The sequence below is a fragment of the Bradyrhizobium sp. CCBAU 65884 genome, assembly GCF_028128835.1.
GTDB classification, from domain to species: domain Bacteria; phylum Pseudomonadota; class Alphaproteobacteria; order Rhizobiales; family Xanthobacteraceae; genus Bradyrhizobium; species Bradyrhizobium ottawaense.
On record NZ_LBJU01000100.1, the window covers coordinates 33,167 to 52,495 of the forward strand.

Consider the following 19,329-nt stretch of genomic DNA (forward strand, 5'->3'; position numbering starts at 1 on the left):
ATACGGCCCTGACGCCCCTGTTCAACGGCGGCACGTTTGCCGGTCTACCAATTGTCGACTGAAGCTGGGCCGAAAGCCCCACCGCCGAGGGACGCGGCCTGGGTGCCAACAAGCTAGGGGGCGATACGCGAGTAGACGAAGCTCCGCGCCGTCCGTACCTGCGAGCGTTGTGGGTTTATGGCGCTCTCGGAGGGCGGAGTGGTTTGCTGTAATTTCAATAGGTTACAACGTTGGGAAAAGGTTTAAGGTGCATTTCCCGCCTATAAGTCGTTTTCCGTTACGCCATCGAGATGAGGCTGCGGATTGTGATGCTGTCGGTCATGTGAGGTTCTCCCTTTGGTTATCGGCTGCGCCGTCGCGGCCGGTCGGGAGAATTCAAGGCACGCGCTGCGGGCCTATTCACCCCGACCCTACCGGCCGGGTGGTGCGGGCGCCCAACCGCGAGGCCTCCGAACGGCACAAGAGAAGCCGAGCAAACCTTGAAGCCTCTCGGCTCCTTGGACTATGAATGGAGCATGAACGCTAGAGTAACGCAGTTGGCAATTCACGAGGCGCTGTGCGGCCTGTTTGGCCCCGATCTGGTGAAGTCTGAGTGGAGCGTTCGCACCGATGCGACCGATAAAGTATTTGATCGCTCAACCTACGCGCCGCGCCTAGACATCGCGGTAGGGCCGTTCAATGTCACGCGCGAGCGAAAGCACGATGATCTGGCCAGCATTGATGATTATGGGCGTCATCCCTTCATTCGCTGGTTGCGCACCGAAGTCGAGCGGCAGAACCACGGCGGCTTTTACTTGAATCCAAACCCGCGCTGTTTGTTGGCGATCGAGCTGGAATATAGCACTTCATCCAAACACATCCTCGGCGGCATCACAAACGCGAGCCTACTCGGGGCTATCGGCGTCATCGTTGGGCCAGCAGCCTACATCGCGAAGATCCAGCGAATTGCTCAATACGCCGCCCGGCTGCGCCAAATCGAGAAGGCGCATGATGATATGTTTGCGAACATCGCCTGCTTTCCGGAGGACGAATTTCTGCGGCTCCTGGCACCGCGGCGATAACGACGCGTTTCGGATGCGCGTTTCGGTGCATAGATCCAAGGGCGACGCCTGTAGAGTCCGCTTTCTGACGCCTAGTCGAGGACCTCAGCCGCCACAGGCCCCGCCTCATAGAGTTGACCTTCTTTTTCAAGTGTTTTCCGACGAGTATTCGCGGCCGTGACAAAGGCGCTGAGCTTGTCGAGGTCGGCTTTAATTTCCGTAAATTTCGGAAGATCACCCGGCACCCCCGCTGATTGGTCGTGGCCGGAATACTTCGAACACCGCGTCATGCCGGCGTGCACCGCCTCGTAGTCCGCTTGCTCGACGCGGGCGGCCCTCAATTTGAGGGTCGCGACATTGGGCCGGAAACGGCCGACAACGCCCGCGAAAAGAATCTCTTCGATGGCGTGCTCCCAGGTTTCGCGCATCTTGCTGTACACATCCGTGACAAACGAGCGCTCGGTCTCATCGGTTTCCGAATAGGTCGGCTTCTTCTTTTGCAGCAAGCCGTCGATGATTGAGATTCGCTTCGTGACACCCATGGAAATCCAGGGCTCCTGACCGGCGTCGATGATGCCGAATCGTCCATCGGCGTGCTTGGCGATCCATTCCTCTCGCAGAGGCACCTTCATGTCCCGCGCGGCTTCGAAAACGGCATGGTGAAAGAAGAGATTGTGCGTGAAGATAATGACCTGCCGTCCGGCGGCAGCCTCTTTGACTAGGCGTTTCGCCACGGCCTCCATTCGGGCATGATCCAGCGACGATACCGGATCATCGACCACGATTCCATGCCTGGCGCCGACCTCCTTCAATTCCGCAAGGAAGCCTGCCAGGGCGAGCGCCCGTTTCTCTCCTTCGCTCAGGATGTCACTGTTCTTCCCGACCTTCTGCTGGGCCTCCAGTCCGATATGCACCTTGCTTTTGCCCACCTCGCCCCGGTCGGCAAGTTTCAGCGGTAGATGCTGGAGGTCGAGGGCTTTGATCTCGTCTTCGAGGCTGGTTTGCAAGGAAGCGGTCAGAACCTTCCTTCTGATGCGGGTGATATGTGAGGTAATCCCGGCGACAGAACAGGCGGAGACGCACGCCTTGGTCTTCAGGAGCAGAGCGAGCGAATTCCGCCGCGCCACGAAGGTCTCGATGTCGGCCGCGAACTTCTTCCGCGCTTCCGGCTCGTCGAACTCTTGCTGACGCTTCAGTCGCTTGGCTGTCTCGTCCGCCCTTGGTTTAAGCCCGTTGATTTCGTTGGCAAGGGCGGTGACTTCAGCTATCAATTCGTCGATGGTCGACCGGTCGAGATCCACGAGACCCTCAAGACCCGCGTACTCGACTGTCTTGATGGCTGCTAAAACCAGAGCGTGACGTTCCTGGCAGATGCCGTAGAACCGCTCAAGCTTGTCCGCCAACGCCTGGCGGGGCGGCGAGCCCTCGACGAAGTTGACGAGGCGGCTCTTGACCTCCTGACTGCTGAGGATTTTGAGTTCAAGGATTGCGCGCGCGGCATCCGCGAACTCCTTCTTTGCCTTTTCGGCGTCCGCGTTAGCTCGGCCCTCGATATACTCGTCAAAAGCGGTGAGTCGCGTGCGGGCCGGCCCATCGAGAGGTTGATGGCAGAGCACACAGGTGTCAGCCGTAGCCAGTTGAGGAGGATGAAGGTCCGGGTACGCTTCGGTGGCGAAGTCGCGCGCGTACCTCAGCATCTGGCGCCAGGTCTCATTGCCCAGCTGCGGAACCGCCGAACCCTCCGCCAAGGCGGAAGCGGCTGCCTTCGCCGCCTCGCGCGTGGCCGCTGCTTTCTCTCGCGCCTCCTTCAATTTCGCAAGCCCGGCATTGCCGATCGCATCGACGATGGTGTTTGCATCGGCAACCAACGTCTCGATGGTCGACTTGGTGGCCTCCTTCACTTTGGACAGAAGAACCGGGTCTTTGCTCAGTTCGAGCGTGAGCGCCTGAAAGGCAGACTCGTCCTTTTCAGTCCAGGCTGCCAACGCGCGCATCGCCTGTTCGCTCGGAAGGTTCTGGTCCGCCTTCAGGGTCGCAATCAGCGCCGCTACTTTGGTACGCTTCTCGTATCCGAGCGGCAGGGGCGCCTGGTGCGCCTTATTCAAGTTTGTTTCCTCAGCCTTAAAGCGGGCGTCCAGGATGCGAAGAACCTCGGCGAGGTTGGTCAGGAGAGCGAGCTCGAAGGGCAAAAACTCGATGTTGCGCTCGGCGTCGACGTACAGGCCGGCGGCGTCACTGTCGAATACGGAGATTCGGCCCAGTTCCGGTGGTGCCGCGCTTCGGTCATCCCAAAGTACGCTGCGGGTTTTGTCGCCATCGACGCGGAAGGTGAGGCTCACCTCCCGGGGATCGCATGAGGCCGGCTCGAACACGTTACCCCGTAGGGTTACGTCGTGCAGGCAATGGCAAATCTTCTTGGCAATACGGCAATACCCGCTCTTCCCCGAACCGTTCGGACCGTAAATCAGCGTCACGCCGTTGATGGCAAACTTGAGTGGCGGCTGCACCGCAGCCAACCGGTCGATATTGCGCAGCGGCCCGATCGAGCCCAGAACGGTGACCGGCGCGAATTGATTGCCCGCCTTCAAGTGGGTTTTCGTCAGCGCAGGCCAGGCTGGTGGCTTTCCGGCGGTAATCCCTGCTTCCGCCCTTACCGCGTCCTCAAGCTGTTTGAGTTCATCCGCGTCGAGGGCCGGTTTGGTGGTAAGGAGCCGTATGGCTTCCTGTTGCCAGCGCGGACGTGCAGCGCACCAATCGAACAACTCATTATCGCTTGCCATATGCGTTCCGGCGGCAATTGTATATCGGGAAATGCAAAATCATGGATTGCATCAATGGAGAGCGCTTGACTTCGGTTGTCAAGACACCACCCCACACCTGGATAGGAAACGGTTGGGCTGGACGGATCACGTTTATTCCGGCCCTAGAAACAGACCGGAAGCAGGCAGGGTTTACGACCTTTAGGGCGACTGCAGCGCAATTCGCGTATAAACCTGCTCTCAGCGCCCGAACTGCGGTTGTGATATTCCGGGTAAAGGCCGCCCCTTCCAGGGACGAATCTTAAAATTGTGAATGCGATGCACGATTTCACGCCCCTGACTTGGCCGCTTCCTAAATTGGCTGAGGAACGAGCCTATTCAGCCGCTTCCGCTGGCGGGCTCTTAAGCTCCGCAAATTTCGAAGCCATCGTCGGATTGCCCCGGGTCAGCTTCTTGATCGTCACATCCTGTGCCTTGTCGTTAGCGAGCCTGAGATTGCGGTCCGCGCCGATCAATGCGTCCTTGGTCTTCTGCAGGTGATCTATGGACTTGTCGATTTCGGCGATCGCGGTCTGGAAGTGCCGGGACGCAAGATCGTAGTTCTTCGAGAATGCGGTCTTGAACGTTTCGAGCTGGCTCTCAAACTGCGTGATGTCGATATTCTGCGCCTTCACGAGCGCCAGCTCGGTCTTGTACTTGAGCGAGTTGATAGCCGCATTCCGCAACAGCGTGATCATCGGCAGGAAGAACTGCGGCCGGATGACATACATCTTCGGGAAGCGGTGGAAGACATCGACGATGCCGGTATTGTAGAGTTCATTGTCCGGTTCAAGCAATGAAACCAGGATGGCATATTCGCAGCCCTTTTCGGTGCGATCCCGGTCAAGCTCCTTGAGGAAGTCCTCGTTCTTGCTTTTCGACGCGGTTTTGTCGCTCTCGTTCTTCATCTCGAACATAATCGAGATGATCTCCGTGCCGCCCTCGTCCAAGTCGCGGAAGATGTAATCGCCCTTGCTGCCGGTCCGCGCGTCATTGTCCTTTTCGAAATAGGCTCGCGGAAATGCCATCGAACGCACCCGATTGAACTCGGTCTCGCAGTGCTGTTCAAGGGTCTCGCCGACCATCTTGGTCGACAGGCGGGCCTTCATATCCTTAAGGCGCTCGATCGCGTCATCACGATCCTTGATCTGCGTTTCGTACTTGTCCTTGAGCGACTGCTCGGAGAGCTGCTTTTCAAGCTGGACCTGCTTGATGCCGTTCTTCAGCTCATCGCGCTCTTTTTCGAGCGTCCCGACCGCTTCCGTGACGGCGAGCTTCTTCTCAAGCTCGACAGCCTGGAGCTTGGCCTTAAGCTCCTGGATTTCTTTTTCCTTGGCAGCAGTGATTTTATGCTGCTCGCTGGCCAAAAGCGCTTCAGCAAGCTCCGAGGCCGCTTTCTTTTCGCGCTCGGCCTCGGCTAGCGCGTTCGCGAGCCTGTCCCGCTCCTTTTCGACGGCGCTGAGCGCTTCAGTGACCGCGAGCTTCTGGGCGACTTCACTCCCCTGAAGCCTGGACTTTAACTCCTGGATTTCGGCGTCCTTAGCAGCCGCGGTCTTCTGCAGATCGCTACTTACCTTGGCCCGGGCCAATTCAACAGCGCTCTGCTTGTCGCGCTCGGCCAATTCCAACCGTTCGTGGAGTTGCTGTGCGAAATCGGCGTCACGGACCTGCTTTAGAATCTCGGCATAACCGGACTCGTCGACCTTGAAGGCCTTGTCACAGTGTGGACAGATGATCTCGTGCATTTTTCCCGTCCGAAAGTTCGTCGCAGCAAGTGATGTCATTCGGAAAAATTCTGGCGAACCGAACTAAAGGCTGCCAACGTCCTTTCTGGGCTATGGGCGGGCAGCAGACTGTCATGAGAACAAAGTTAGAACGCTCCGAGTGAGAGGGTCAAGCCAAAAGCGGCGGCGCGGCGCATATCCAGGTGGGAATCCCCGACTTTCCAATGAGGAGGACTCGGGCAGCGAGAAGGGCCCGAGAAAGCTGTTCCCTAACAACGGGCTACCGCGGACCTAAGGAAAGGAACAGCCATTATCCATTCCTTGCGTGATTCGTAAGGAGGATCGCTTCCGTGGCTGCCGCCTCAGGAGAGCGACGGTATCTAGGAGCTAGACTAGTAAGCTAGGGCATAATCATCTGATCTGCGACAACATGGCCGGCGGCACCTCTACCGCTTCCTTTGCGCGAGTCAGGGCAACGTAGAAAAGTCGCACTTCAGCGGGATCAGGACCGTTGCTCGACTTTCCTGGTTGACTGCGCAGAAAATCATCCATGAGCCGGACGGTACTCCACTCGCGGCCTTTCGCCTTGTGGGCGGTCGAGATAATCAAGTCGCTTCGCTCTTCGTCGACGGTGCGGTTGAGAGCCCACATCAATTGGCGTTCTCCTCGCCCCTCGACGAGGTTCACAAACGACATCAGGTGATCGCCCTCGCCGCTTCTGGCGAATTCGACAACCTCCGCCCATTTGTCGAAGCCGAAAAAGTCCGGCACGGTGCTCTGCCTACCGTCCTTCAGATCCTGCACGCCGCGCAGCATGTCCATCAACTCATCGGTGCCGCCGACAAGATGAGGCTTCTTGCCGTCATCCAGGCACTCGATGATAGCGGCAATGGTGGTCGCGTTAGTGCGCGCCAGGATGGTCCGCGGCTCAACGCTCCCGACCCGGCTCTTGACTGCTGCATTGCCTTTGAGTGGCCGTCTCTCGCCGAGAAGAAGCAAGAGCTTCGAGGCCCATTCCGCGATGGCCGGGCCAAAGCGGAACGAGGTGGTGAGGTAGGTCTCCCCCTGAGTAGCGATTTTTTCCATCGCATTCATCGCGCCGCGCCACTCGTAGATTTGCTGGTACTTGTCCCCCACGTAGATCATTTGGGCCGGCTGCTTCCGTAGTACGTCAAGGACGACCGGATTGGTGTCCTGCGCCTCATCGAGAAGAATGAAATCGGCGGCAATCGCTGGATTACTCAGAGCCCACAGTTTCAGATAGCCATCGTGGCCGAGCGGCATCGGGTCCGATGCGCTGCTCATGCGGCTCCACACATACCTTGCACCATGAAGGGCGAACTCCGTCACGGCGCGCATTGTGGCTTCTGGGGCGGCCAGCAGTGAGCCGTGGCGAGGAACGTGAAGTGCTGCCAGTTCGGTATCGGCGCTCTGCATGTAGCGCCGCAAAGTATCAAGGATGAGATAGCCTTGCGACCGCGGTTGCAGAACGTGCCGCCCGTCGACGTTCCACCGTTTCAGGCTCAGCATCTCGGCAAGCTGATTGGCGTTGACCTTCCCTGTCATCTTCTCGGAGTTGTTTCGATAGGCTGACGACGTCGCCTTGAAGGCGAGGCTGTGACTCGTCGCGCAGTTCACCGTATTGGGGAATTTTTCCTCGGCATCGCGGACAATGCTCCGGTTAAACGCGATGTATTGCCCGCGCCGCGATGTGCTGTGCGCGAGGAATTCGAGCGTCGAGGTCTTGCCGGTGCCAGCATAGGCGTTGATCTTCACCGAGCCACCGCGCTGAAACTGATCGATGGCTTGCTGCTGCTCAGCTGTCGGTTTACGCGACGGCTTACGATTCCCGGCGGGACGCCGGTTTGGCGCTGGGTCCGCCTTCGCCTTCGGCGGCGGTTTCGGCGCGCCCCGAGGCTCGTTGCGCGCCTCCTCGGTAAGACCCAGGAATCTCTCTGCAGCCTGGAGCAACGAACGGGCCTTCGCGGTGGTGCGGAAGCCGAGTTCGCCGACGACTTTCTCTACCGCCGATCTGTCGCCGTTGTCCTGGGCGCGTTCAAATTCTTCTTCGAGTTGCGCGATCGACCAACTCGCATATTGGCGCGACACCTAAATATGCCTCCCTGCAGCCAGCCCCGCATATTATCACAAAAGCTTGAAGCGTTGCTACCATCGGTGGTACTTCCGGCTGAGCAGGGGGGCGATGTCCAGCTACACCAGACCGTGCAAGCATTGCGGGCGCAGGATCAACCTGCGGCAGATGCCGCATGGTCAGTGGGTAGCCTTCGAGGGCGACAAGCAGCATGTCTGTGACGAGCCGGCTCCGCCACAAAAGGCGCCACCTCCCCCGAGGCCCCGGACGCCGCCGCCCGCAGCTATGCCGGTCCCCTTCGAGCCGCTTTATCCCAAGGTCCCGCAGGACCCACCTCCAAGCCCACAACCGGCGCCTCCCCGCCCTGTCTCTCCACCTGCGCCCGCACCAGCTCCACGTCCGGCGCCGGCACCGCAGCAGCCCCGTCTCACCACGCCGACACCGCTGCCCGTCACGCCACGGCCAGCGCCGGCACCTCAACCTGTGCCAACACAGGAGGCCTCACGCTACCCCGCGCCAACGAAGCGGCGGGGTACCGTCGAGGCGATTCTCGGTGTGATTACCAGCCTGCTCGGCTCGGCGTTCGGCCTGATGATCAGCGCCTTCATGCTCTTCTCGCTGCCGCTGAACGTCATCGCATTAATGCATCTTTGGGGATGGTCTTGGCTTGGTGCCCTTGTCGGAGCGATCCTATTTGCCTGCGTCCCCGTCATCGGCCAGCTCGGCTTTCTAGTCCTTGCAGCGATGGGCGTGTACTATGTGTGGGATGCAAACTTCGATTGGCACAAGGCGGCGATTCCATCGACGAAGACGTTCAGCATCTCAACGCTTTCAGAGCCCGAGCTGGAACGTTTCAAAACCGAGGTGGTCCGCCCCGGCTTCGAACAGGCCTGCAAAGCGGAAGCCCTCAAGACCGTCGGATTCGACGGAAAGCTGCCGGCACGCGCCGCGAGTCAGTGCGAATGCTTTGCGACCAATTTTGCGGCCAAGCTCACGCGCGCCGACATGATCGCCTTTGAGAAGGACGGCCGATATCCCGACGACCTGCAGCTGCGGATAGGGAGCGAAGTTCGTCGCGCGTGTCAGAACTGAAGCAATCTGTCTACCGCGCGGTCTTACACTCCATCAGCTAAGCCCATGGAACATCTTCGACCTCGCCAACCCAGCGCGCCTGCAGACGGTTGGAATACTGGCCGCTATAGCCAGAAAGCCTCAAGATCAGAAGCTCGATATACCATTGAGCCAGGCTCCAGGCGTTCGGAACGACGGCTCCCAATTTGATCGGCAGCTTCCGCTTAGGATGCACAAGCTCATTCCGGATGCGGGTGATCGCCTCGGGCCCGTCCTGCCAGCAATTTTGCCGCTGCCCTTCCTGCAAGCCGGCCAACGCATCCGGAATCGCAACAGGAATGCCGAGCCGGCTCAGCACCTCCCGCAGTTGGTCGGCCGCCCTGCTCCGGGCAGGCATCTTGATGTTCTGTGCCTCCAGATAGGCCGATGCCAATAGTTCTAGTGCGGCCTGGCTGAGGATGATCCCGCTATCGATGCCCGATCCATCTCCGCCTCGATTGCTCCGCAAGTACCAATAGACCGTGCGATTTACTGCCCGCCCCATCGTAGGCTCACGCAATAGAGCGCAGAAACCGGGATAGACAGCGCCCAGGGCTTGCCCTCGGTTGCGATCAAACCAGCCGCGGCAGGATTCCCAAGGCGTACCGATCCGCACACCCCAGTTTTCGTAGACACGGTTGCCTGTCGTATCGAATCCCACATTGAGAACGACGGGTGCCCAAGCCCCTCGCGCGAAAGAGAGGAAGAGATAGACCCTCTGCAGCATGTTCTCAGCATCGTCGGCCGCAAAGGTTTGGCCATCTGCGCGCGTCAATTGGGCGATGTGGGTTATTCCGTAGCCACCGCTTCTACTAAGCTTTTCGACCGTCTTGTCGGTTTCCATCATTGACTGCAGCTGGATAGTCCAAGGCGGGTCGGTAAGAACGGCATTGGCCATCCGCTTCCGACCGCCTGCAGACGTAGGAAGAATAAAGTCTCCTGAAGGACCAGCGGTGCCCAAGAAGTTCGGAAAGTTGGCGACATGAAAGACCAGTCGCGAGATCAACTCGTTTGGCTGACCTCGCCGCATCCTCTGCGGATTCGGGATTAGCTCGGCGAGCACTGTGGACGAACTCTCATCCGCATTGAAGGCGAGAGACGCGGCAATTGCCTTGGTGCTTTGAAAGCCGTCGCCAAACCGAAATTCAACATGGTCCGGCCTATCGAATGCAGCAAAAGCCGTGAGCGCGGACTGCAGAAACTCTGCGCGAACCATAAGGGTGAGCTTGGGCTGTAACTGCAGCGCAGCCCGGCCTCTACCTTGGACCGCTTCAGAGCCGGCCAGCAGCTGAACTTCGGCTTCACCAAGGTTTACGCTATCCGCCTCAGGGGCAATTTCAAATCCGGAGTCTAGTGGCGCTTGAACTTGAAGGCGCGGCGCAGTGCCGTCATCACTCATCTGGATTCCAATCGCTGACTGCTCCCCTCCTCGCGTGAGAGTGTACCGAAGCGTAGGCTACGAGCGGCTCTTCACAAAACGCCTCATATTTTGGTTGCCGACAATTCTGAAAACGGCCCACGGCGCGGTGCCGATGCCTTGGTAGTCGACGATGAGAGACCTCTCCAAAAGATAATAGGCGGTCGAGTTTAAGCGTCGCGGCTGCCACTGGTACAGCTTTGCGATTTCTTCGCTGGGATCAGGAAACTTAGGATCGCTCATAATGTCGGCCGCCAGCCGAAGTGCATCATCGGCTGTATTCCATGGCATCCAGTAACGGTCGAACTCCGCAAACAGGGCCCCTTCTACCAAAACGTGATCGTTCGAAAGTCGGAGGAAGCCCGAGAGCTCATGAATGGCATCTTCCGTGTCCTCGACGCTTAGGCCGACAGCCTTGGCAAGTTCATCGACATCGAGCATCGGGTCGCCGAACAAGGCGTCTTGGGTGCCCTCGACGAAGTAGCGGGCAATCGCGTTGGCGGCAGGCGAGTAGCCCGTCTTGACTGCTTGACCGGATTGCACGGTCGCAAGCGCCGGACCGCGTGGCGGCCTTCGTGTCACCCCGTAAATGTCGTTGATTAATTGGTGGATGTCAGTATCTGCCGCAATAGAGGCCGATGCGATGCCCGACAACAGGGGTGGCAGTTCGGATGCTGGCAGTTCGTGCCGGATCGGAAGGAAACGGCATTGGTCGTTGAGCTTGCGGACCAAGCCGGCGTCCATTTCCTGATTGACCCATGGCTTATTGATCGAGCGTGGCGTCAGCAAAACCAGGAAATGCTTGCAACCGCCGATCCCCTCGTCGATTTTTCGGCGAAGGCTGTCACCAGCTGCGATACACCACTTGTCCCACCATACCTCGATGCCAGCACGTTCCAGCGCCTCAGCGACACGACGCGCGATTTCCTCGTCGTCGGATGTGTAACTCAGGAATACACGCGGATTTGGGTTTGTGGCTCCTTCGGGTTCACCCATCGTCTCTCCCCCAAGCCTTTCGTTCACCAGCGCAACAAGCGCGGGAGAGCCCTCAACCTGAATTTTAAGATCATCGAAGCTGTCGCCACGAATGACGATGGTCGGGAATTCCCCAGTGTCCGGATCGCGAATGTTGCCGAGCTTATCGCGTATTTGCTCGCGAACGCCCTCCAGCACCGATGCCATCACGGCATCCTTGAGATCGCGGGGATCTAGCGCTTTGCCCCCCATTGAAAATTTAATCACGGGCAAACCTCTTTGCGAAGAATCGCCGTTTCATCAAACAGCGGAAGAGTTCACCGCGATAGTCCCTTTTTGCCTTTGGTCATCTGGGGATTGACGGATCATATCACCGGCAGGAATTGCAGCACGCCGTTGGAAACCGGCGACTGCTTCGTGGCCGGGTCGACAATGAGAATTGGGACGCCTGGATATAACGCGTTCCACTTCGACGCTGCGATGGCCCAGGCCGCGGCGCTGGGAGAGAGCCAACCGGTCAAGGTAATGATGTCGGCGTATCGCTGGGCCAGCGGCAGCCCCAGGATCGGCTCGTAATAGGCGACACGGTTTCGTAAGGCGCGAAAATGCTCGAGCCGGAGCCCTTTCTAGTTGAAATTCTGAGGGATAGCGCCGGGAACCGCCTTGTTGATGTTCTCAATCCGTTCTAACCTGCCGTCATGCCTTTGTCGCCCGAAAAGATCGCCGATCTGAGGTTGAAGCAGCTGGAGATGCTCCAGGGGGTCGTGACCCGCATGGCGGCGCAGTGCGCGACCCTGAAGAATTACTGCGTCACCATCTCGGTCGCCATCGCCGGCTTCGCCATCACCTTGCAGCGCCCCATCGTCGCCTTGCTGACGCTGGTGCCGATCCTGGCCTTTGCCTTCCTGGATGCGCGCTATCTCCAGGTCGAGCGCCGATTCCGGAAGCGATTCGAAGCGGTCGCCGCAGAAGGGTGGGACGGCCCGCCGACCTTCAACGTGGGCAACAAGGAGAACCCGGAATCGCCATATTGGCCTGCCTTCTTCAGCTGGTCGGTCGCGGGATTCTATCTGCCGCTGGTCGTTGTGGCGGTCTTAGCCGTGGTCATTGCAAGGCAGGTCTATGACAAGCTCCTATGACAGGAATGCACTGGTGAATGCGCTGCTCGGCAAGTCCACGCCGCCAACCACGGAATCGCCGTTCGGCTCGGCCCTGCGGAACGCTGAATTCGGCTCACTGTTCGTCCCTACGCCTGCCCCGGCACCGCCAGCGCAAAACGCCCTGGCGGGATTGCTCGGCCTAATCGGACAGCCCTCTTCGTCTTTACCGAAGCCCTTTTCTGGGCTGTTTTCGCCACCTTCCATCAATGCGGTATCGGGCCTGCTCGACGCCTTCGGGCCGGCGCCGCCATCGACCACGCAGAATCTGTTCGCGCCTTTTCTCACGCCTGCCCCGGTCGCCCCACCCGTGGCGCCTGGCCGCCCCCTGTCTCGGCTCGCCGGCCTCGTTGCACCGCCTGTGGCGCCTGCAAGGCCGGCGCCGATGTACGCGCCGGCCACGGTGAAGCGGAAGGGCTTCTTCTCGTTCCACTATGCAGACATCTGGCGCGTCAACAACGTGCGCCAGTCCTGGAAGATCAACTGCCCCGGCCGCGAGGACAAGCGCCAGTTCTTCGACCGCAGCCTATGGGAATCCGTGCAGCGCAAGAATCCGGAAGGCCTCAAGAGCCTGATTCGCGGAGGCATGACCCACGCCTCTGTCGTCTGCGTGCTGGTCGGTACCGAAACCTGGGAGCGGCCGTGGGTGAGGTACGAAATCGCCCGGTCCGTCATCGACAAGAAGGGCCTGCTGGCGGTTCACCTCAACAGGCTGCGGCACCATCAGCGTCAAGCTCCCGATATGCACGGAGAAAACCCGCTCGACTTCATGGCCGTCGGCTCCCCGAAGCAGGGCCTCTATTACCTTTACGAGCGCGTGTGGCGTCAGGTCGTGCAGAACGGACAGTTGACCTGGGGTTGGCAGTGGGAGAAGTACAGCAAGTACAGCTCGCCCGTGCCGCTGCCGAAATACATGCAAGCCAACCCGCCGAAGGTAGGTTTCGTGGTGCCGCTTTCCGATGTCACAGCCATCTACGATTACGTTGCCGAGGAAGGCCACAAGAACATCGGTGCCTGGATCGATACGGCGGCTCTGCGCGCCGGCCGGTAGGCGCCCTAGCGATAACCGCGCCTGCGTTTCCTGGCCCAGTGCGCGATCAGCGCCCTGTCGGCGAGCCCACGGGTCGCGTGCAATTCGGTTCTCAGTGTGCCACCGCGACCGATGCGCCCCCATTTCCCTGACCAGCGAGCACTCGCCGAACAACGTCAGTTGGATATCCAGCTTGTAGAACCGCGCCATATTGCGGTGATTGTCGATGCGGGTGAGCATGATCGCTGTCATGCGATTTCCTCCTCTTGTTGTGATTGGACGGCCGACGTGGCTGTCTTGGCAGCGCGCAAATGGCGGTGGACGGTCTCGCGGCTGACTCCGAACTGCCGCGCCAGCGCGGCTTTCTTCTCATCCGCCTTGACCCGCGCGAGCAGTTCTTCGACCTGGGCCGACGTCAACACGCGCCGACGGCCCATGTAGAAACCTTTGGATTTCGCGACGGTGATACCTTCCCGCTGCCGCTCGCGGATCGGCGCCCGCTCGAACTCAGCAAACGAGCCATGACGTTGAGCAGCAGCTGCGACATCGGCGACGCCTCAGCCGTGAACGTAAGGCCCGCTTTCAAAAATTGAATTCGGACGCCCTTCCCGGTCAGCTCCCGGACCAGACGGCGGAGATCTTCGAACTTGCGGGCCAGACGGTCCATTGAATTGACCACGACGGTGTCCCCTTCCCGCACATAGGCCACCATCTGCGCCAGCTCTGGCCGGTCGGTATCCTTACCCGAGGCGTAGTCGGTGAAGGTGCGGTGAAGTTGTATGCCGAGTGTGCTGACCCGTACGTAACCGACAACCTGTCCCGTCAACTCCTATACTTTCATTCTGTGGCAGGAAGTCTGAGACTCGATGACTTGTCTGTTACGAAATTCCGAAATCGACTCTAGTGACACATGTTCTTTGAGGCTAAGCAGTGTGGCATCTGGGTGCCCCCCAAAAGCACGCTTGAAATCGCTCCGAAGACACGCATAGTTCGAACATGATCAGCAAAGAACAGCGAATCGAAGCCATGAGGGGCGTGTTGGCCTCGCTCTTTGCGTCGCAGCGGACTCTGAAGTCGCTTGCGCCTCAATTCAAATGGGCTGGTCTAGGCAATTTGCTGGGCGACTACGGTGAGTTTATTGCAACCGAGGTATATGGGCTTCGGCAAGCCTCGCGTGGCGCGAACGGTTACGACGCCGTAACGCCGGACGGCAAAAAAGTGCAGGTGAAGGCTAACTTCGCGGCATCCCAAATCGGCTTTCGTGGCGAAGCGGATATGCTGCTTTGCTTGAAAATCGACTTAACCGGCGACTGGACGGAAATTTACTACGGTGACTTTGGGCTGGTTAGGAACGCGGCGCGCTACTCCGCGCGCGACAATAAGCATATGGTGGCGATCTCCGCGTTGCAAAAGATTGCTAAAGCCGGATACGTCCTGAACGAGCCTCTGCCCGCAGCGACTGAGCCCCTTGGCACGGAGGAGCCAATCTAATCACCGCTGCTGGCTTGTCGGGACTAGACAATGACACCAACCGACCCGATGTTGAAAATCGCGCGCGCCAGCTGTGACCCTCTATGGATTCAGCACCGCTTTCTTGCGACTGGTCACGACGAGACGCTTGAGAATGGCACCGCCACTTTCATCAAATTCAAGGACCATCACTTCATCTGCACGTGCCGCCATGTTGCCGAGGCGGCAAAGGGCGATTTCGTGCCGGCCCTAATGGCCGGCCAGCTCATACTGAACATCGCCAGTATGCATCCGGACAGAGTCTATCGGCATAATTTCCGTTCTCCGGAGAACTACGACATCGCAATAGCGCCGATGACGGGTTTTCACTTTGAACTCATGCAGAGCCGCAAGGGGAAGGCTGCCATCGATCTCGATGCATGGGAAACTCCTGAATGGTCGACAGAAGGCACATTGGCAGCTGCCGGTTATCTAAACGAGCACAAGTACAGCCTGGCGGACAAAGTCGCGACGCCCATGAATTTCGCCGTCGCTGAGCTGGCTTCGTCGATCGGGCCACAACTCCCAACGTTTACGCTCTCTTCCGTCGTGGACGAAGCCCATGGTCTTTTCTTCAGCGGCATGAGCGGAGGACCGGTTTTCATCTCGCCTGCCGAGAACAAGCTGATTCCGGTGGGGATAATCTTCGAAGGTGGTCCGAGTTCGGGACGGTTTAAAAACCTGCAAACGTCTATCGGGGCGGCCGACATTCTCATTCGGGCCCACACACTAACGCCCACGATCTTCGAGAGCTGGCTCGCGGCCGTCGATCTACTCCCGAGCGAGCGCCCCATCGCCGAGTAGAGCCGGTTGAACATCCAGCTTGTAAAAGCGCAAGTCACGAGCTGGATCGCGTAGCCTCATTCATCGCAGGACAGCAGCTTCTCCCGATGCATCACAAAAAAGGACCGGAGCACTTCGCATGAAGTAAGGCCCTCAATGATCGCCTGATGCTGGTCCTCGGGGGCCCGAGCAAAGTCCACGATGGGTACTATGATCCGAATACTCGAGGACTTGGCAGCCGGTTCTACCTTCATAGAAGGCTGCAAGATGCCCTCAGACCGCTGCGAAAGCTGGGCGACGGAAGTGGCGCCAAACTGTAAGTCTGCTTGGCCGCGTTCGGCTTTGTAAACCACAACGACACGTGACCAATCCAAATCGGAAAGGCCTTCCGCATCTCTAAAATGAAACCAGGTGGATAAGCGCGGCTTCAGGCCGGGTCGGTTGAAATTGAGTTTCGGCGCGACTTGGCGAGATATTTCCCAGCACGCCTGCCACATCCCCGACACGGCATCATCCGGCGTCATGACGTAGCCACGACGTAGCGCTTCAACGCCGGCCTCCAAGGCTTCCGCCAGGAATATCGACCTGGCATCATTTTCTCCCCGAAGCGCTGCAGACAGCTCTTCATAAGGAATCCGAACCTCAAAGGCCTCCGCGCCAGTCCTTGACATGTACCCATCCGGGGCGATCAACACCGTAACGACGCGCGATATGCCTTCCGTGGCGGACCATCGTTGCGCTCGCGCGACGTAGCGCAGTCCCTGCTCGGGCTGAAACTGCGCGGCGATCTTGTTCTCAACGAGCGCCAGGACTAATCCGCCTTCTGCCTCGAACGCCACAACAAGATCACTCTCGCCATCGTTCTCGGTATGCGATACCCATGCGCCCGAGAACACCGAGCCGGGATACCCCGCGCGGCGCGCAAGGAGATTAGCGAAGCCGCCGCAGGCATGCAGCTCGGCACAGAGTAACAGATCTATATCGCGCTCTCGCAATCCGGAAAAAGGGGATCTTGCTTCTAGAGCTTCTATCGACACTTGCAGTCGCGGCGTCATCCTAGATGTCTGCCTCTCCCAGCTTCGGGACCATCCTGTAATTTGCTCGCCAGCGAAGTGGCGGGCTTATTTTGAGTTCTGCAACGCTCAGTTAGGCTGGAGTCCTCATTGCGACGCTCCCTTTAGCTCCCGCTGAGCCGTATTTCCTCAAGTCGCAACTGAATGCGACGCGACAGGCCCGATGTCATCGCAAGGAACAGCCTTAACTCGGCCGGAGAGAAGCAAAGATCCCGCAGCGACTGGATGCTGGTGATAAGGTTACCTTTGAGCGGCCGCACCGAAATCGTTGAGGCATCCGTGTGAGCGTACTCCTGATTTCTCAGCTTGAGCAGCCGTTCATGGAAAGCGGTTTCCTTATCGTCGTACTGCAGCAACCTCTCAGGAAAATTGATGCTCTTTCCCCGCCCTCCGGCAAATGGGCGGGCATAAGCAACAATCATCGTCGTGGTGAATGCGGTCTGCTGAATGGGAATGCTTCCTCGACGCAGGAATGAAAGGGTATGCCACCCCTTCTTGAGGATGTATTGGGCGCACAAGCTAGCTATGGTTATGTCGCCATGTGAGGCGTGCAATTTCTCGTAAAGCGTACGTTCTCTCAGTGAAAGATCGGCGTCTTCGATCATGGCAGCTAACCAGCGGGCCTGGTCGCGCGGAGCGCTTCAGCGGCTTTAACCTTCGCGATCATCTCCGTCTCGATGACGGATCGTCGCTTGCCGAAATGGACCTCCCGGTGTTCACCGGGGCAGATGGCAATGACGTTGGTCATGCGGTCGGCGCCGTCATCCGCCAGGGCAAGTATGTGGTGACACTCCAGATACCGCGAGCCATTAGCGCATTCGAAGCCCAACTCGCCGCAGTACTCGCATCTGCCGCCAGCACGCCGAATGACGGCCGCCCGTACCTGCGGGTCCCGGGCGTACCGCTTGCCAACAAATGTCGTCACGCCAGGGCTATCGGTCCCCAGGTCGTCGATCGCGTCTGAATAGGCGGCCGTGCCCACGCCAGCCAGACGCAGCCGCCGCTCCCCCGATGGCATTAGCGTTGCCAGATAAGGCCAGGCAGTGCGGTTGCTGTAGCCCTTCAACCGGTCAAGGGCTGCATCAATGGCTTTGATCTCGGCGTTCGTGAACTTATGGGCCTTCGAGCGATTAATAATCGCGTTGCGTATCTCCGGCTCGGTATCCGCCCAAGCTGCGGGATTGACGCGCAGGCCGACGGTAAGCACCGTAGTCAGCGCCAGAAGCGGCACGTCCGCGAGCGCAGCCGCGGCATCGAGCAAATCACAGACCTGTGCGACCGTGCGGGCGTTGTTCTTGGGGCGTCCCAGCTTTTCGGCGGCGATCTGGTAGGTCAGGTGCTGGCCGGCTCTGGCGGCTGTGGCGATAATCGGAAGGAGCCTCTTGGCTTCGTCGTACTGCGCGGTCATTGCGGGCTCCACGAAGGGAATTGCGATTCAATGATCTTCGGCCAGTTCGGCATCGCCGGGCATTCGGTTTCCCCGCATACGAATGGGACGGCCAATTCCTCTGCGATCAGCGTCTCGCCGATGTTCTTGCCGTTGAGCAGCAGGATGCCGCAATTCCGGCCACCGTTGCATTTTTCGGTGCCGATGGTGCTGGCAGGACAGGAGCACGCGACCTCGGTCAGGTCCAACGCCCCACTTCGAAGCAGCTCGCCAAACCGCTCCTTTGCGACGGTCGCCAACGCCCGCTCATCTGGTGACACCTTGCGCCGGGGTGTCTTGATTTCCGGGGTATCGTAACCCACCAGGCGATAGCGATGCGGCCCAACGCGGATGGTATCGCCATCCACCACCAGAATAGAGTTGGCGTCGATCGGCGCCGCATGAATGCCAGGAAACAACAGCCCGCATGCCGCGGCAGTGAGGAGTGCGAGACAAGCTATATTCTGGGCGACCCGGAGCAGCCGGCGAATCGGGTTCTGGCTGTTAGTCATCAAAATTAGGTTGCTCATTGACCGACCTGTGGGGTCTGGAAACCGATTCCTACCGCAAATTCTAGTGGCGTTGCAGGCCACCACAAGTCCAGCTGTAGTGCCTGCCATGGGCACGAAATCACGGGAGGTTATCTGGGGCGGCCAGATCGGCGCAAGCCTGGTCAGTGCGGATGGAAGGGTACGGCGGGCCCTCCCAGCCCTCTCCGACGACGGCGCAATGCATCAACGGCGGAATGGGGTGGCTGGGCCATCGCTGCAAGAGCCGCGCCAGCCTGCCGCTTGACGCGATCCGCCGACCGCGCGACACGCCAATCTGGAAGCTCGAAGCGTCCCTTAAGTGCCGCTCCTGCCGCAGGGGCCGTTACGCGCCACCGGTCCACATGATCAAGCTGACCGAAGCCCAAAGCATCACACCGTACAAATGGGTGCATCCAACTGTAGAACGCTAGGGCCGGCACATCTGCATCTGCTGGGTGACGGGGTTGGCGCGGAAGGTGTACCAGTGGGCCGCGTCGCAAGGCTCGCTGCCGGTGTTATTGAGCGCCAGCGTGCCGCTCACGCGCACCGCACCAGACGATAAGTCGGCAACCGCGTTGATGCTGCCGCTGACGATACGGTCTGACGTCGTGCCGCTGCCGGTGATGCTGACGCCGTTCACCACCAGATTGGTGGCGCTTATAGTG

At 59.2% G+C, this 19,329-nt stretch carries 18 protein-coding genes; 6 read left to right on the top strand and 12 right to left on the bottom strand.

Annotated features, from left to right (window positions below; translation table 11 throughout):
• Positions 1-515 precede the first annotated feature (515 nt).
• Positions 516-1,061: a hypothetical protein gene (locus XI03_RS09750; RefSeq protein WP_271591984.1), complete on the top strand. Its 546-nt coding sequence runs from the start codon at positions 516-518 to the stop codon at positions 1,059-1,061.
• 71 nt (positions 1,062-1,132) lie between these two features.
• Here XI03_RS09750 and XI03_RS09755 read toward each other — a convergent pair whose 3' ends face one another.
• The 3 genes from XI03_RS09755 to XI03_RS09765 form a co-directional block, all read right to left on the bottom strand.
• Positions 1,133-3,820 carry an AAA family ATPase gene (locus XI03_RS09755; RefSeq protein ID WP_271591985.1) on the bottom strand — a complete coding sequence of 896 codons (2,688 nt, stop codon included), beginning with the start codon at positions 3,818-3,820 and terminating at the stop codon, positions 1,133-1,135.
• 353 nt (positions 3,821-4,173) lie between these two features.
• On the bottom strand, positions 4,174-5,583 hold the full coding sequence (locus XI03_RS09760) for a DUF2130 domain-containing protein (RefSeq protein WP_271591986.1): 1,410 nt from the start codon (positions 5,581-5,583) through the stop codon (positions 4,174-4,176).
• A gap of 390 nt (positions 5,584-5,973) precedes the next feature.
• Positions 5,974-7,671: a UvrD-helicase domain-containing protein gene (locus XI03_RS09765; protein WP_271591987.1), complete on the bottom strand. Its 1,698-nt coding sequence runs from the start codon at positions 7,669-7,671 to the stop codon at positions 5,974-5,976.
• Between the two features lie 538 nt (positions 7,672-8,209).
• Here XI03_RS09765 and XI03_RS09770 point away from each other — a divergent pair.
• Entirely contained in the window at positions 8,210-8,746 is a 537-nt protein-coding gene (locus XI03_RS09770) for a hypothetical protein (protein WP_271591988.1), read from the top strand.
• A gap of 37 nt (positions 8,747-8,783) precedes the next feature.
• On the opposite strand, the gene XI03_RS09775 is transcribed toward XI03_RS09770, so the two are convergent.
• Positions 8,784-10,163 (bottom strand): hypothetical protein, encoded by a 1,380-nt coding sequence (locus tag XI03_RS09775; RefSeq protein ID WP_271591989.1) that lies wholly within the window; start codon positions 10,161-10,163, stop codon positions 8,784-8,786.
• 57 nt (positions 10,164-10,220) lie between these two features.
• The gene (locus XI03_RS09780; protein ID WP_271591990.1) at positions 10,221-11,423 is read right to left on the bottom strand and encodes a toll/interleukin-1 receptor domain-containing protein; all 1,203 of its coding nucleotides are present in this window, start codon (positions 11,421-11,423) and stop codon (positions 10,221-10,223) included.
• Positions 11,424-11,854: 431 nt separating this feature from the next.
• Here XI03_RS09780 and XI03_RS09785 point away from each other — a divergent pair, with 431 nt between their 5' ends.
• Together XI03_RS09785 and XI03_RS09790 are read left to right on the top strand one after the other, a co-directional pair.
• The gene (locus XI03_RS09785) at positions 11,855-12,295 is read left to right on the top strand and encodes a hypothetical protein (protein WP_271591991.1); all 441 of its coding nucleotides are present in this window, start codon (positions 11,855-11,857) and stop codon (positions 12,293-12,295) included.
• Between the two features lie 13 nt (positions 12,296-12,308).
• Positions 12,309-13,364 (top strand): TIR domain-containing protein, encoded by a 1,056-nt coding sequence (locus tag XI03_RS09790; RefSeq protein WP_271591992.1) that lies wholly within the window; start codon positions 12,309-12,311, stop codon positions 13,362-13,364.
• 227 nt (positions 13,365-13,591) lie between these two features.
• Here XI03_RS09790 and XI03_RS40490 read toward each other — a convergent pair whose 3' ends face one another.
• Together XI03_RS40490 and XI03_RS40495 are read right to left on the bottom strand one after the other, a co-directional pair.
• Positions 13,592-13,780 (bottom strand): helix-turn-helix domain-containing protein, encoded by a 189-nt coding sequence (locus tag XI03_RS40490; protein ID WP_442869703.1) that lies wholly within the window; start codon positions 13,778-13,780, stop codon positions 13,592-13,594.
• A complete protein-coding gene (locus XI03_RS40495; protein ID WP_442869704.1) occupies positions 13,759-14,169 on the bottom strand; it encodes a recombinase family protein in 411 nt (136 codons plus the stop codon). Before XI03_RS40495 ends, XI03_RS40490 begins: the two co-directional genes overlap by 22 nt.
• A 170-nt stretch (positions 14,170-14,339) precedes the next feature.
• Here XI03_RS40495 and XI03_RS09805 point away from each other — a divergent pair, with 170 nt between their 5' ends.
• Both XI03_RS09805 and XI03_RS09810 read left to right on the top strand, forming a co-directional pair.
• Complete coding sequence (locus XI03_RS09805) at positions 14,340-14,834, top strand: DUF6998 domain-containing protein (RefSeq protein ID WP_271591993.1); 495 nt, start codon at positions 14,340-14,342, stop codon at positions 14,832-14,834.
• Positions 14,835-14,864: 30 nt separating this feature from the next.
• On the top strand, positions 14,865-15,656 hold the full coding sequence (locus XI03_RS09810; RefSeq protein ID WP_271591994.1) for a hypothetical protein: 792 nt from the start codon (positions 14,865-14,867) through the stop codon (positions 15,654-15,656).
• A 56-nt stretch (positions 15,657-15,712) separates the two neighbouring features.
• Here XI03_RS09810 and XI03_RS09815 read toward each other — a convergent pair whose 3' ends face one another.
• The 5 genes from XI03_RS09815 to XI03_RS09840 all read right to left on the bottom strand — a co-directional run bounded on the left by XI03_RS09815 (position 15,713) and on the right by XI03_RS09840 (position 19,304).
• On the bottom strand, positions 15,713-16,690 hold the full coding sequence (locus XI03_RS09815; RefSeq protein WP_271591995.1) for a hypothetical protein: 978 nt from the start codon (positions 16,688-16,690) through the stop codon (positions 15,713-15,715).
• 122 nt (positions 16,691-16,812) lie between these two features.
• The gene (locus XI03_RS09820; RefSeq protein WP_271591996.1) at positions 16,813-17,313 is read right to left on the bottom strand and encodes a hypothetical protein; all 501 of its coding nucleotides are present in this window, start codon (positions 17,311-17,313) and stop codon (positions 16,813-16,815) included.
• A 5-nt stretch (positions 17,314-17,318) separates the two neighbouring features.
• Positions 17,319-18,116 (bottom strand): HNH endonuclease, encoded by a 798-nt coding sequence (locus XI03_RS09825; RefSeq protein ID WP_271591997.1) that lies wholly within the window; start codon positions 18,114-18,116, stop codon positions 17,319-17,321.
• A complete protein-coding gene (locus XI03_RS09830) occupies positions 18,113-18,664 on the bottom strand; it encodes a thermonuclease family protein (protein ID WP_271591998.1) in 552 nt (183 codons plus the stop codon). The genes XI03_RS09825 and XI03_RS09830 overlap by 4 nt, the downstream gene beginning before the upstream one ends.
• Positions 18,665-19,091: 427 nt before the next feature.
• A complete protein-coding gene (locus XI03_RS09840; protein ID WP_271591999.1) occupies positions 19,092-19,304 on the bottom strand; it encodes a hypothetical protein in 213 nt (70 codons plus the stop codon).
• Positions 19,305-19,329: the final 25 nt, after the last annotated feature.

Bases quoted from the DNA above. Each gene is read 5' to 3' on its own strand.
- XI03_RS09750 (WP_271591984.1), top strand. From the start codon at position 516: ATGAACGCTAGAGTAACGCAGTTGGCAATTCACGAGGCGCTGTGCGGC.
- XI03_RS09755 (WP_271591985.1), bottom strand. From the start codon at position 3,820: ATGGCAAGCGATAATGAGTTGTTCGATTGGTGCGCTGCACGTCCGCGC.
- XI03_RS09760 (WP_271591986.1), bottom strand. From the start codon at position 5,583: ATGCACGAGATCATCTGTCCACACTGTGACAAGGCCTTCAAGGTCGAC.
- XI03_RS09775 (WP_271591989.1), bottom strand. From the start codon at position 10,163: ATGAGTGATGACGGCACTGCGCCGCGCCTTCAAGTTCAAGCGCCACTA.
- XI03_RS09785 (WP_271591991.1), top strand. From the start codon at position 11,855: ATGCCTTTGTCGCCCGAAAAGATCGCCGATCTGAGGTTGAAGCAGCTG.
- XI03_RS40490 (WP_442869703.1), bottom strand. From the start codon at position 13,780: ATGGGCCGTCGGCGCGTGTTGACGTCGGCCCAGGTCGAAGAACTGCTC.
- XI03_RS09805 (WP_271591993.1), top strand. From the start codon at position 14,340: ATGATCAGCAAAGAACAGCGAATCGAAGCCATGAGGGGCGTGTTGGCC.
- XI03_RS09810 (WP_271591994.1), top strand. From the start codon at position 14,865: ATGACACCAACCGACCCGATGTTGAAAATCGCGCGCGCCAGCTGTGAC.
- XI03_RS09815 (WP_271591995.1), bottom strand. From the start codon at position 16,690: ATGACGCCGCGACTGCAAGTGTCGATAGAAGCTCTAGAAGCAAGATCC.
- XI03_RS09820 (WP_271591996.1), bottom strand. From the start codon at position 17,313: ATGATCGAAGACGCCGATCTTTCACTGAGAGAACGTACGCTTTACGAG.
- XI03_RS09825 (WP_271591997.1), bottom strand. From the start codon at position 18,116: ATGACCGCGCAGTACGACGAAGCCAAGAGGCTCCTTCCGATTATCGCC.
- XI03_RS09830 (WP_271591998.1), bottom strand. From the start codon at position 18,664: ATGAGCAACCTAATTTTGATGACTAACAGCCAGAACCCGATTCGCCGG.